The organism is Streptomyces sp. NPDC053665 (genome assembly GCF_055585285.1).
The window spans coordinates 588,208-600,142 of sequence record NZ_JBVJKK010000001.1 but is presented as its reverse complement, the minus strand read 5'-3'; the positions used below and the strand labels follow the sequence as shown (position 1 = coordinate 600,142).

Below are 11,935 nucleotides of genomic sequence, written 5' to 3'. Positions count from 1 at the left end.
CCATGCCGGAACTTCCCGAGGTCGAGGCGCTCAGGGACTTCCTGACCGAGCACCTCGTCGGCCGCGAGATCGTACGCGTGCTGCCCGTCGCGATCAGCGTCCTGAAGACGTACGAGCCGCCCCTGTCCGCGCTGGAGGGCCACGAGGTCACCGCCGTGCACCGGTACGGCAAGTTCCTCGACGTGGCGACCGGGGACGGACCCCACCTGGTGACGCACCTGGCCCGGGCGGGCTGGCTGCACTGGAAGGACCGCCTCCCCGACGGCCCGCCCCGCCCGGGCAAGGGCCCGCTCGCGCTGCGGGTGGCGCTGGAGACCGGAGCCGGGTTCGACCTGACCGAAGCCGGTACGCAGAAGCGGCTCGCCGTGTACGTGGTGGCCGACCCGCAGGAGGTGCCCGGCGTGGCCCGGCTGGGCCCCGACCCCCTGGCCGACGACTTCGACCGGGACCGGCTGGCGCGGCTGCTGGCCGGGGAACGGCGGCAGCTCAAGGGCGCGCTGCGCGACCAGAGCCTGATCGCCGGGGTGGGCAACGCCTACAGCGACGAGATCCTGCACGCGGCGAAGATGTCCCCGTTCAAGCTCGCTGCCTCCCTCACCGAGGAGGAGACCGACCGGCTCCACGCGGCCCTGCGCGAGACGCTCACCGAGGCCGTCGAGCGCTCCCGGGGTGTGGCGGCGGGGCGGCTGAAGGCGGAGAAGAAGAGCGGGCTGCGCGTCCACGGGCGCACCGGTGAGGCGTGCCCGGTGTGCGGCGACACCATCCGCGAGGTGTCCTTCAGCGACTCCTCGCTCCAGTACTGCCCGACCTGCCAGACGGGCGGCAAGCCGCTGGCGGACCGCAGGATGTCGCGGCTGCTGAAGTGACCCGGCGGCTCACCCGGACGGCGGCCACCACTCGAACATCAGGATGGTCGCGTCGTCCCGCAGCCGGCTCGCGGAGGAGTCGAGGATGGAGTGGATGAGCCGGCGCAGCGTCTCGGACGCCAGCTCGCCCGCGGCCGTGGCCCGGATGATGTAGTCGGCGAACTGCTCCAGGCCGAACTCGCCGCCGTCCGCGGACCGCGCCTCGGTGACCCCGTCGGTGTACATCAGCACGCGGTCCCCGGGCTTCAGCGCCGTCTCGTGCACCGCCCGCTTCCGCCCGGCGAGCAGGGACGGCAGCCCCATCGGCGGATCGGGCTCGCGGAGCATGGCGTCGACGAGCAGCCGCCGGTCGCGGATCAGCAGCGGGGTGGGGTGGCCGCAGTTGGTCCACCGCAGGACCCCCGAGGCCAGGTCCAGCTGGGCCAGGACCCCGGTGCAGAACTGGTCGGGCAGCCACTGTGCGAGCGCGTCGTCCACGCACTGCACGAGGTCCGGCAGATCGGCCCCGGTGCGCCGGGAGTTGCGGCACGCGGCCAGCGACACGGCCGTGGTGAGCCCGGAGGCCAGGTCGTGGCCCATGGCGTCGAGCACGGTGACGTGCAGGGCCGTCTCGGTCAGGGAGTGGTCGAAGGCGTCCCCGCCGATCTCGTAGGCGGGTTCCAGCACGGCCGTGGACACCACGCGCGCGGTGCCGATCGTGCGGGGCGGCAGGAACGCGCGCAGCATCTCGGCGGGCAGGCGCATCCGGTCGGTGCGGGTACGCCGGACGTAGGAGTCCTCGTACGCCCGGCTCGTCGTGATCATCATGGCCACGAGGGTGGCCAGGGCCCGGGCGCTGCGCAGCACGGCCGGTGTCAGCGCGGGCGCGTGCACGGCCAGCACACCGAGGCGTTCCGCCCCGTCCACCAGGGGCAGCCAGGCCGTCATGCCGCCGGTGTCGGACTCCGCGACGCGCAGCGACTGGGTGCGGTAGGTCCAGCCGGCGAGGGAGTCGTCGATGGGCAGGGCCGGGGTGGTGTCCGTGAGCGGCACGAGCCGGCGCTGCTGGATGTCGGTCAGGTAGACCACGGAGTGCGGGATCCCGAGGGCCGTGGTGCACCGGGCCGCGGCGGTGAACAGGTCCAGTGTCGCCGTCTCCGGGTCGGCGAGGAACTCCTCCAGGCGGCCGTCGCCGGTGTCCGCCGTCGCCACGTCGTCTCCCCTCACCGCACTGCCGGGTGTGTCGTCCAGCAGTCTCACACCGGCACGCGCGCCCCGCCCGGCGACGGGGGCGGACGGACGACGGACCCCCGGGCCGGTCAGCCCGGCCGGAGCCGGACCAGGACGTCCCCGGCCGCCGAGCGGATCTCGTAGCGGGCGATCTGGGAGGCGTGCATCGACGAACTCGCCATCATGGTGCTGGGCCGGTCGTCGTGCCCGGGGGCGTGCCAGCTGGCCGCGGTCTCCTCGGTGCCGTCATGGCCCACGATGACCAGGTGACAGGCGCGCGAGCCCGCGCCGTCCCGCACCTTCAGCTCGACCTGGCTGCCGGAGGCCCCGTCCTCCGTCGTGACCTGCGCCCACACCCCGGTGCGCGTGTCGGTCGCCGCCACCGTCCGCGGTCCCTCGTCGCTGCCCTGGGCCATCATCGCGACACCCGGCACCGACACCGCGAACGCCACCGACGCGGCCAGCGCGAACAGCACGCGCCTGCGGCCGGTCCGGCGGCGGGTCGCCACCTCGGCCAGCAGCCGGTCCAGCAGCTGCGGGCCGGGCTGGGCCATCGGGTGCACGAACCGCGGCGTCGCCCGCCGGTACAGCATCATCTGCCGTGTGACCGGGCCGAACTCCGTCACCTCTGCAGCGCACCGAGGGCACTCCATGAGGTGGTCCTCGAAGCGGAAGGCCTCCGCCTCGTCCAGCACGCCGAGCGCGTAGGCGCCGACGTCGCGATGCCTTTCCAGGGACCTCATGCCGAATCCTCGTGCCGTTGGGTGCGGGTGGGGTTACTCCTTGCTCCCACCGGTACGGACCAGGCAGCGGAATCACTCAAGCCGGTGACACAATCGCAACCAAAGGATTCGGAGCCCTGCGGCCCGCGGATTGGTCCGGGCCGCGGAATTCTCAGAACAGGTGGATCGCCAGGTGCCCCAGGGGCAGCCCGAGCTGCCAGGCGGGCGTCCAGACCTTCGGTCCGTCGTCCTCCCCGGTCACCGGGACACCGCCCGGCACGGCGTTCAGATCGGGAGCGAGCAGCTCCGTTTCCTGGAGCCAGCGCCAGGCCTCCTGCGCCAGTTCCAGGTCCGGCGCGGGCCGCCCCGTGCGGGCGGCGCCGGCGGCCAGCTCGGCCAGGCGCTCGCGCACCCACTCCTGCCAGGGCATGTCGTAGGCGGTCAGGGACAGCCACGTCTCCAGCTGGGTGACGACCCGGATGCCGGACAGCTCCCCGTCGGTGTCGGAGAGGAAGACGGTCAGCGCCAGGGCATCGCGCCCGGCGCGGAACTCGAAGGACGTCGGCGGCATCAGGTCGCCCGTCCGCAGCAGCTCGTCGGCGATGTACTCGGCGTACAACCACGCCATGGGGACGGTCAGTTCGCCCTCGCCGCCGTCCGTGCTCTCGTGACCTCTGTCCAGCATCCCTTCCTGCCTTCCTCCGGTACCTGCGCGTCGCCCGACACCGGATCCCGGGGCGCGGTCGGCCCCATCCGGAACACGGATGAGAACACCCGACTGCTCAACCGGGGTCCTCAGCAAGGCGCTTTACGGAGGCTTGACTCAGCGGCCGGTTTCACCGCAGGTCGGCGGCGTATCCCGGAAGCACCCGGCGAAGGGCGCGCAGCGCGTAGTACGCGCGGGACTTCACGGTACCGGGCGGGATCCCGAGGGCCGCCGCCGCTTGCGCCACACTCGCCCCCTGGAAGTACACGAGCACCAGGACTTCACGGTGCTCGCGCGTGAGTGTCTTCACAGCGCGCCGGACGTCGAGCGTCGCGGCGGCCCGCTCGGCGTGGTCGGAGCCGACCCGCGCGTTCTCCAGCACCGCGTCGCCGACCTCCGGCGGGCGGGCCTGCCGGGCGCGCCGGGCGTCGATCGCGAGCCGCCGCCCGACGGTCATCAGCCAGGGCCGCACGGAGTCGAAGTCGTCGGCGCGCAGGGCCTCGGGGTGCTGCCAGGCGCGCACCAGCGTCTCCTGGACCAGGTCCTCCGCGCGCTGGCGGTCCCCGTCGCAGAGCCGGAGCAGGAGTGCGAAGAGGGGCCTGCCGTGCTCGCGCTGGAGTGCGGCGAGCTCGTGCTCGGCGGTCGTCGTCCCGTTCGTGAGCGTGGTTCCGGCCGTCATGGCCGTATGCCACCGCAGGGCGCGGCAGGGGCACAGGGCACGTACCGCGCTGTGCGACGGACGGTCGATCGCGTCGACGAACGGTTCGACGAACGGTCGGCCCGCCCGGCCATGCGGGTGCCGGAGGGGCGCGTGAGCGTGTCGCAGCCGGGTGGGACGCCCTGTGCCTTCTTTCCTGATGGTGTGTAAATACGACCACAACGCCCACAGTGGGGTGAATGGATGCTCGCACGCAGTAGACAGGTGGCCCTCTTCCTGACCGTCGTCCTCGCCGCAGGCGCCGCCTGCCAGGCCCGCGACCACGAACCGCCCCGCCCCGGGCGCCCGGCCCCGGCCGCCGGCCCCCGCGGCTTCACCCTCGTCGCCTCCGGCGACGTCCTGCCGCACGACTCGATCATCGACCGGGCCCGCTTCGACGCGGGCGGCACCGGCTACGACTTCCGGCCGATGCTGTCCGGCATCCGCCCCGTCGTCTCCCGCGCCGACCTCGCCCTGTGCCACATGGAGACGGTCTACGGCGAGAACGGCGCCTACACCGGCTACCCGGCCTTCAAGTCGCCGCCCGAGGTGGCCCCGGCCCTCGCCGCCACGGGCTACGACGGCTGCTCCACCGCCTCCAACCACAGCCTCGACGACGGTGCCGACGGCATCCGGCGCACCCTCGACGCCCTCGACCGCGCGGGCGTGCGGCACGCCGGGTCCGCCCGCTCCGAGCAGGAGGCCGGCACGGTCACCGTCCTGCGGGCCGGCCCGGCCGAGGTCGCCCACCTCGCCTACAGCTACGACACCAACGGCCGGCCCCTGCCGCCCGGGCAGCCCTGGGCCGTGAACCTCATCGACGAGGCGAAGATCATCGAGGACGCCCGGGCCGCGCGGGCCGCGGGCGCCGACGTGGTCGTCGTGTCGATGCACTGGGGCACCGAATGGCAGGACGCCCCCGACGAGCGGCAGCTGGCCCTCGCCCGGAGCCTCACCGCTGCCCGCAGCGGGGACCACCCCGCCGTCGACCTGATCCTCGGCACCCACGCCCACGTCCCGCAGGCCTACGAGAAGGTCAACGGCACCTGGGTCGTCTACGGCATGGGCGACCAGGTCGCCGGCGAGATGACCGGGCCCGACGGCACCCCCGACCCCCGCGGCAACCAGTCGACCCTCGGCCGCTTCACCTTCGCCCCGCCCGCGACCCCGGGCGGCCGCTGGGAGGTGACCAAGGCGGAGTTCGTGCCGCAGCTCTTCGACGTCGACGCCGGGCGGGTCGTGAACCTCAACCGGGCACTGGCCCAGGGCGCCGACGTCCGCGCCGTCCGCGACCGCATCCGGGACGTCGCCCTCAGCCGCGGCGCCGCCGGGGACGGGCTGGTGATGGGCAGCTAGGGCTCCTGGGAGCCCTCCGTCCGGTCCACCGCCGTCCGCGCCAGCTCGGAGCGCCGGTAGGAGTAGCCGAAGTAGATCACCAGACCGACGGCGAACCAGACGGCGAAGCGCACCCAGGTCTGCCACTGCAGGAACGTGATCAGCCAGATCGAGAACACGATGCCCACCGCCGGCACCACCGGCATCCACGGCGTGCGGAAGCTGCGCGGCAGCTCGGGCTGCCGGTACCGCAGCACGATCACCGCCGCGCACACCACCACGAACGCCAGCAGGATCCCGATGTTGGTCAGCTCGGCCGCCTCGCCGATCGGCAGGAACCCGGCGATGGCGGCCGAGGCCACCCCCACGATCCAGGTGACGCGCGTGGGCACGTGGCGCTTCGGGTCCGTCTTCGCGAACCACTTCGGCAGCAGCCCGTCCCGCGACATCGAGAACCACACCCGGGTGACGCCCAGCATGAACGTGAACATCACCGTGAGGATGCCGATGATCGCGCCCACCGCGATCACGTCCGCCAGCCCGCTCAGCCCCACCGACTTGAAGGCCGTCGAGAAACCGCTCTCCGGGTCGATGTCCTTGTAGTTCTGCATGCCGGTCAGGACCAGGCACGCCGCCACGTACAGCACCATCGAGATCACCAGCGAGTAGATGATCGCCTTCGGCATGTGCCGCTGCGCGTCCTTGGACTCCTCCGCCGCCGTCGACATCGCGTCGTAGCCGAACACCGCGAAGAACACCGTCGCCGCGCCGGTGAACGCGCCGCCCACGCCGTAGGGGAAGAACGGGTCGTAGTTCGCCGTGTCGATGTGGAAGACGCCGACCGCGATCACCAGCAGGACCACCAGGACCTTCAGCACGACCACGACCGTCTCGAACCGGGCCGCGTTCCGGATGCCGAGGGTGAGCAGGTAGGCGATCAGCAGGCACAGCAGCGCCGCGAACAGGTCGACCCGGTGCCCGTCACCGGTCCCGGGCGCCCCCAGCATCCACGCGGGCAGGTCCGCGCCCATCTCGCCCACCAGGAAGCTGAAGTAGCCGGAGATGCCGATGGCGACCACCGCGACGATCGCCGTGTACTCCAGCAGCAGGTCCCACCCGATGAACCAGCCCGCCAGCTCGCCGAGCACCGCGTACCCGTACGTGTACGCCGAACCGGCCTTCGGGATCAGCCCGGCGAACTCCGCGTAGGACAGGGCGGCCGCGGCGCTGGCGACGCCCGCGATGAGGAACGACACCAGGACGGCCGGGCCCGCCGTGCCGTTGGCCACCGTGCCGGCCAGCGTGAAGATGCCCGCGCCGATGATCCCGCCGACCCCGATGGCCGTCAGCTGCCACAGCCCCAGCGACCGCTCCAGCTGCGGCCCCCCGGCGGACTCCGTCTCCTCGATCCGCTCGATCGGTTTGCGGCGGAGAATCCCCTCACCCATCCGGATCCCGGCCATGTGCCTCACCTCTTCGCGCGCGGCAATCGGCTGACGGCGGATCATGATGGCCCAGCAGGACGCCCGACGGAAGACACCACGCGCGGGCGGATCCCGCGGGCGGGTCCTTACGGCACCACCGTCACCGGCCAGCGTCCCGCCTTCACCAGACGGACCGCCACCGAGCCCACGATGCGGTGGCCCGCCTGCTCCGAGGCGCCCACCACCACGGCGTCCGCCTTCAGCTCGTCGGCCGCCTTCACCAGACCGTTGTAGGGATCGCCGCGGAAGGTGTGGAACTCCCAGCGGACCTCGAATATCCCCTTGAGCCGTTCGGCGGACTCCCGGATGTGCGCCACCAGCTCCTCGGCGATCTCGTCGGTCGTCTCCGCCACCGGCGCGCCGAGCGCGGCCCCCGCCGCCAGCACCGGCTGCACGTACACCACCGCGAGCAGAGCGTTCTGCCGCCGCGCCAGGCCACCGGCGTAGGCGGCGGCCCGCAGGGAGGAGTCGGAGCCGTCCACCCCGACCACGATGACCTTCGGCCCGTCCGTGCCCCGCTCGAACCGAGAGGAGTGCTGCTGTTCCGTCACGTGGCGAGGCTATCGAAGGGCGTACCCGGCACCGGCAGGCGGGAGCCGCCGAGGGGCACGCACCGCTCTCGAGGGGCGAGGTCGCCCGGGTGTTCCTACAGTCGAAAGCATGAGCGTCATCGCGGACACCGGGAGGGCCGAGGACACCACCGGTCCGATACGCCCGCCCCATCGGGCCCACGGCTTCCTCAGCCGGGTACCCCAGGGCTTCGCGGTCTGCTTCGGCGCACTCGGCCTGCTGTGCGCCCTGCTCGCCGTCATCCCGCCGCTGCGCGCCGCGCTGCGCCCCCTGGTGCACTTCCTGGACCTGCTGCTCGTCCCGGTCAGCGCCAACCTCGCCTACGCGGTCTTCCTCTTCCTGCTCGCCGCCGCCACCGGGGCGCGCAAGAAGGTCGCCTGGTGGCTGGTGGTGGTCTACCTCGGCCTGCTGGTCCTCACCGACATCCTCGGCATGGCCGTCGGCGAGTTCGCCGAGTCCGTCCCCTCCTTCGTGGTGTGCGGCCTGGCCCTCGTCCTGCTGATCGTCGCCCGCCGCGAGTTCTACGCCGCCTCCCGCCGCGCCGCCGTCCGCCGGGCCCTCGCCGTCCTGGTCGCCGGCCTCGTCGTGGCGACCCTCGTCGGCTGGGGCCTGGTGGAGGCCTTTCCCGGCACCCTGCCCAGCGGGCAGCGGCTGGCGTGGGCCGCGAACCGCGTCTGCGGCGGACTCGTCCCCGCCGGGAGCTTCGACGGCCGCCCGCCGCACGCCCTGTCCTTCCTCCTCGGCCTGTTCGGCGCGCTGGCCCTGCTGAACGCGGCGGCCGCCCTGTTCCGCTCCCAGCGCCTGGAAGCCGCCCTGCACGACGACGAGGAGGCCCGCATCCGCGCCCTCCTCGCCCGCTACGGCGACCAGGACTCCCTCGGCTACTTCGCCACCCGCCGCGACAAGGCCGTCGTCTTCTCACCCAGCGGCAAGGCCGCCGTCACCTACCGCGTCGAGGCCGGCGTGTGCCTGGCCAGCGGCGACCCGGTGGGCGATCGGGAGGCCTGGCCGCACGCGATCGCCGCCTGGCAGGACGTGGCCCGCCGCCACGCCTGGGTCCCGGCCGTCATGGGCGCCTCCGAGGAAGGCGCCCGGGCCTTCGTCCGCGCCGGGCTCGGCGCCCTGCAACTCGGTGACGAGGCGATCCTGCACGTCCTCGACTTCGATCTCGACGGCCGCGACATGCGCGTCACCCGCCAGGCCGTCAACCGCGTCCGCCGCCTCGGCGTGACCTGCCGCGTCCGCCGCCACTCCACCCTCACCGAGGAGGAGACGCGGCAGCTCGTCGAACGGGCCGACGCCTGGCGCGACACCGAGACGGAGCGCGGCTTCTCCATGGCCCTGGACCGCCTCGGCGACCCCGCCGACGGCGACTGCCTCCTGGCCGAGGCGGTGGACGGGCAGGGGCACCTCCTCGCCATCCAGTCCTTCGTCCCCTGGGGCAGGGACGGCGTCTCCCTGGACCTGATGCGCCGTGACCGGGAGGCCCCCAACGGCGTCATGGAGTTCATGGTCGCCGAACTGTGCGCCGCCGCCCCCAAGCTGGGCGTGCGCAAGGTCTCCCTGAACTTCGCCGTGTTCCGCTCGGTGTTCGAGGAGGGCGCCCGCATCGGGGCGGGGCCGGTGCTCCGCCTGTGGCGCAGACTGCTGCTGTTCTTCTCCAAGTGGTGGCAGCTGGAGGCCCTGTACCGCTCCAACGCCAAGTACCGCCCCGAGTGGTACCCCCGCTTCCTGTGCTACGCGGAGGCCGCCTCCCTCGCGAAGGTGGGCCTCGCCTCCGGCATCGCCGAGGGGTTCGTCTCCGTACCGTCGATGCGCAAGCTGTGGGGAAAGGGGCACCCGAGGAACGGGCAGCGGCCCGCCACGACCGAAGGGCTGCCGTCGCTGGCGGCGCTCGGTCTCGACGGAGGGGACGGGACCGGGCCCGCCGACCCCCGGGAGGCCCTGCCCGACCAGGTCCGCGTCCGGCACCGCAAGCTCGACCGGCTGCGCGCCGACGGCATCGACCCCTACCCGGTGGACATCCCCGCCCGCACCCACACCCTCGCCGAGGTGCAGCCGGGCCGGGACGTCACCGTCGCCGGGCGCATTATGCTGGCCCGCGACTTCGGCGGCATCGTCTTCGCCGTCCTGCGCGACTGGTCCGGCGACCACCAGCTCGCCCTCACCCGCGACCGCTCCGGCCCCGCCCTGGACCGCTTCACCGCCGACACCGACATCGGCGACCACATCACCGCCACCGGCCACGCCGGCGTCAGCGACCACGGCGAACCCACCGTCTTCGTCACCTCCTGGCAGCTCACCGGCAAGTGCCTGCGCCCGCTGCCCGACAAGCGCCGCGGCCTGGCCGACCCCGAGGCCAAGGTCCGCATGCGCTACCTGGACCTCGCCGCCAGCCCCGCCGCCCGCGACGTGGTCCGCGCCCGCTCCACCGCCGTCCAGGCGGTGCGCCAGGGCCTGCTGGCACGCGGGTACCTCGAGGTCGAGACCCCGGTGCTCCAGCAGATCCACGGCGGCGCCAACGCCCGCCCCTTCACCACCCACATCAACGCCTACGACCTCGACCTCTACCTGCGCATCGCCCCCGAGCTGTACCTCAAGCGGCTGTGCGTGGGCGGCATGGAGAAGGTCTTCGAGATGGGCCGCACCTTCCGCAACGAGGGCACGGACTACAAGCACAACCCCGAGTTCACCATCCTGGAGGCCTACCAGGCGTACGCCGACTACGACGTGATGCTCGACCTCGTGCGCGAGCTGATCCAGGAGGCCGCCACCGCCGCCTTCGGCAGGCCCGTCGCCCGCAAGGACGGCCGGGAGTACGACATCTCCGGCCCGTGGCCCGTCAAGACCGTCTACGGCGCCGTCAGCGAGGCCCTCGGCGAGGAGATCCACCCCGGCACCGGCGTCGAGACCCTCAAGCGCCTGTGCGATGGCGCCGGGGTGCCGTACGTCGCCGACGACGGCCACGGCGACATCGTCCTGGAGATGTACGAGCGGCTGGTGGAGGAGCGGACCGGGCTGCCCACCTTCTACAAGGACTTCCCGATCGAGGTCTCCCCGCTGACCCGGCAGCACCGCACCGACCCGCGCCTGGCCGAACGCTGGGACCTGGTCGCCTTCGGCACGGAACTGGGCACCGCCTACTCGGAACTCACCGACCCGGTCGAGCAGCGCCGCCGCCTCACCGCCCAGTCGCTGCTCGCCGCCGGGGGCGACCCCGAGGCCATGGAGCTCGACGAGGACTTCCTCGACGCCCTGGAGTACGCGATGCCGCCCACCGGCGGACTCGGCATCGGCGTCGACCGGCTCGTCATGTTCCTCACCGGCCTCACGATCCGCGAGACCCTGCCCTTCCCGCTGGTGCGCCGGCGCTGACCCGACTGCGTGGGCCGGACGGGTGAAAGCGTGCCGCCACACCGGTGTTGCGCGGGTGCGTCGGCCTTCGGCCGGGCGACTGATACGTCATGAAGAAGGATCAGTTGCTCTCCCGGCTGCTCACCCGGCGCCGGGCGTTGATCGCGGGCGCCGGAGCCGTGGGAGCGGCCGCCACCGCCGGGGTGTTCACGGCGGTCACCGGGGACCCGCCCACCGGATCCGCCCCGGCCGCGGGGCCCCCGGCCCGCCGGCCCCCCAACTCCTCCGCGTACCGCCTCCAGCCGCTCACCGGCTACGGCCCCCCGCGCGCCGCGCCCCGCCGGACCCTGGTACGCCGCGAACCGATGCTCCGCGTGTCCGGACGCGGCCGCACCATGGTGCTGACCTTCGACGACGGCCCCGACCCCCGCTACACCCCCCACATCCTGGACACCCTCGCCGAGTACGACGTGCGCGCGATGTTCTTCGTGTGCGGCGAGATGGCCGTGGACAACAAGAAGCTGCTCGCGCGGATGAGCGACGAGGGGCACGTCGTCGGCAACCACACCTGGTCCCACCCCCTGCTGACCGGGCTCACCCGCCGGCAGATCCGCTCCGAGATGGAACGCACCAGCGACGTCATCGCGAACGCCTGCGGGGACCGCCCCGAGTGGTTCCGCGCCCCCTACGGCGCCTGGAACCGCGCCGCCTTCCAACTCGGCGCGGACCTCGGCATGGAACCGCTCGCCTGGACCGTCGACACGCTCGACTGGACCACCCCCGGCACCCCCTCCATCGTGCAGCGCGTCGAGAAGGGCGCCGCCCCCGGCGTCGTGGTGCTCTCCCACGACGCCGGGGGCGACCGCTCCCAGAGTGTCCGCGCCCTGCGGCGCTACCTGCCCCAACTGCTCGACTCCGGCTACCACGTCACCGTGCCGCGGCGGCACTACGCCTAGCGCCGCACGGGCCTTCGCCCGCCCGGCGGAGTGCGC

The 11,935-nt window shown here is 73.1% G+C and carries 10 protein-coding genes; 4 read left to right on the top strand and 6 right to left on the bottom strand.

Going from position 1 to position 11,935, the window contains the following annotated elements; all coding sequences use genetic code 11:
- Positions 1-2 precede the first annotated feature (2 nt).
- A complete protein-coding gene (locus ACZ6ZN_RS02615; protein ID WP_469642533.1) occupies positions 3-866 on the top strand; it encodes an Fpg/Nei family DNA glycosylase in 864 nt (287 codons plus the stop codon).
- A gap of 9 nt (positions 867-875) precedes the next feature.
- On the opposite strand, the gene ACZ6ZN_RS02610 is transcribed toward ACZ6ZN_RS02615, so the two are convergent.
- The 4 genes from ACZ6ZN_RS02610 to ACZ6ZN_RS02595 form a co-directional block, all read right to left on the bottom strand.
- Entirely contained in the window at positions 876-2,057 is a 1,182-nt protein-coding gene (locus ACZ6ZN_RS02610; RefSeq protein WP_469642531.1) for a PP2C family protein-serine/threonine phosphatase, read from the bottom strand.
- Positions 2,058-2,164: 107 nt separating this feature from the next.
- Positions 2,165-2,818 carry a zf-HC2 domain-containing protein gene (locus ACZ6ZN_RS02605; RefSeq protein ID WP_398107704.1) on the bottom strand — a complete coding sequence of 218 codons (654 nt, stop codon included), beginning with the start codon at positions 2,816-2,818 and terminating at the stop codon, positions 2,165-2,167.
- 151 nt (positions 2,819-2,969) lie between these two features.
- Positions 2,970-3,482 carry a hypothetical protein gene (locus tag ACZ6ZN_RS02600; protein WP_398107703.1) on the bottom strand — a complete coding sequence of 171 codons (513 nt, stop codon included), beginning with the start codon at positions 3,480-3,482 and terminating at the stop codon, positions 2,970-2,972.
- Between the two features lie 151 nt (positions 3,483-3,633).
- Positions 3,634-4,182 carry a sigma-70 family RNA polymerase sigma factor gene (locus ACZ6ZN_RS02595; RefSeq protein WP_469642529.1) on the bottom strand — a complete coding sequence of 183 codons (549 nt, stop codon included), beginning with the start codon at positions 4,180-4,182 and terminating at the stop codon, positions 3,634-3,636.
- 222 nt (positions 4,183-4,404) lie between these two features.
- Between ACZ6ZN_RS02595 and ACZ6ZN_RS02590 the strand changes: the two genes are divergently transcribed.
- Positions 4,405-5,556, top strand: coding sequence for a CapA family protein (locus ACZ6ZN_RS02590; RefSeq protein ID WP_469642527.1), 1,152 nt, complete (start codon positions 4,405-4,407; stop codon positions 5,554-5,556).
- Here the strand turns inward: ACZ6ZN_RS02590 and ACZ6ZN_RS02585 are convergent.
- Together ACZ6ZN_RS02585 and ACZ6ZN_RS02580 are read right to left on the bottom strand one after the other, a co-directional pair.
- Positions 5,553-6,998, bottom strand: coding sequence for an amino acid permease (locus ACZ6ZN_RS02585; RefSeq protein ID WP_469642525.1), 1,446 nt, complete (start codon positions 6,996-6,998; stop codon positions 5,553-5,555). The two genes, ACZ6ZN_RS02590 and ACZ6ZN_RS02585, sit on opposite strands and share 4 nt — an antisense overlap.
- A 107-nt stretch (positions 6,999-7,105) precedes the next feature.
- On the bottom strand, positions 7,106-7,570 hold the full coding sequence (locus tag ACZ6ZN_RS02580) for a universal stress protein (protein WP_469642523.1): 465 nt from the start codon (positions 7,568-7,570) through the stop codon (positions 7,106-7,108).
- A gap of 109 nt (positions 7,571-7,679) precedes the next feature.
- On the opposite strand from ACZ6ZN_RS02580, the gene lysX reads away from it, so the two are divergent.
- Positions 7,680-10,964, top strand: coding sequence for a bifunctional lysylphosphatidylglycerol synthetase/lysine--tRNA ligase LysX (gene lysX, locus ACZ6ZN_RS02575; protein ID WP_469642521.1), 3,285 nt, complete (start codon positions 7,680-7,682; stop codon positions 10,962-10,964).
- Between the two features lie 89 nt (positions 10,965-11,053).
- On the top strand, positions 11,054-11,899 hold the full coding sequence (locus ACZ6ZN_RS02570; RefSeq protein ID WP_469642519.1) for a polysaccharide deacetylase family protein: 846 nt from the start codon (positions 11,054-11,056) through the stop codon (positions 11,897-11,899).
- Positions 11,900-11,935 lie beyond the last annotated feature (36 nt).

Excerpts from the sequence above, each read along its gene's own strand:
- ACZ6ZN_RS02600 (WP_398107703.1), bottom strand. The coding sequence starts at position 3,482 with ATGCTGGACAGAGGTCACGAGAGCACGGACGGCGGCGAGGGCGAACTG.
- ACZ6ZN_RS02595 (WP_469642529.1), bottom strand. The coding sequence starts at position 4,182 with ATGACGGCCGGAACCACGCTCACGAACGGGACGACGACCGCCGAGCAC.
- ACZ6ZN_RS02615 (WP_469642533.1), top strand. The coding sequence starts at position 3 with ATGCCGGAACTTCCCGAGGTCGAGGCGCTCAGGGACTTCCTGACCGAG.
- lysX (WP_469642521.1), top strand. The coding sequence starts at position 7,680 with ATGAGCGTCATCGCGGACACCGGGAGGGCCGAGGACACCACCGGTCCG.
- ACZ6ZN_RS02570 (WP_469642519.1), top strand. The coding sequence starts at position 11,054 with ATGAAGAAGGATCAGTTGCTCTCCCGGCTGCTCACCCGGCGCCGGGCG.
- ACZ6ZN_RS02585 (WP_469642525.1), bottom strand. The coding sequence starts at position 6,998 with ATGGCCGGGATCCGGATGGGTGAGGGGATTCTCCGCCGCAAACCGATC.
- ACZ6ZN_RS02605 (WP_398107704.1), bottom strand. The coding sequence starts at position 2,818 with ATGAGGTCCCTGGAAAGGCATCGCGACGTCGGCGCCTACGCGCTCGGC.
- ACZ6ZN_RS02590 (WP_469642527.1), top strand. The coding sequence starts at position 4,405 with ATGCTCGCACGCAGTAGACAGGTGGCCCTCTTCCTGACCGTCGTCCTC.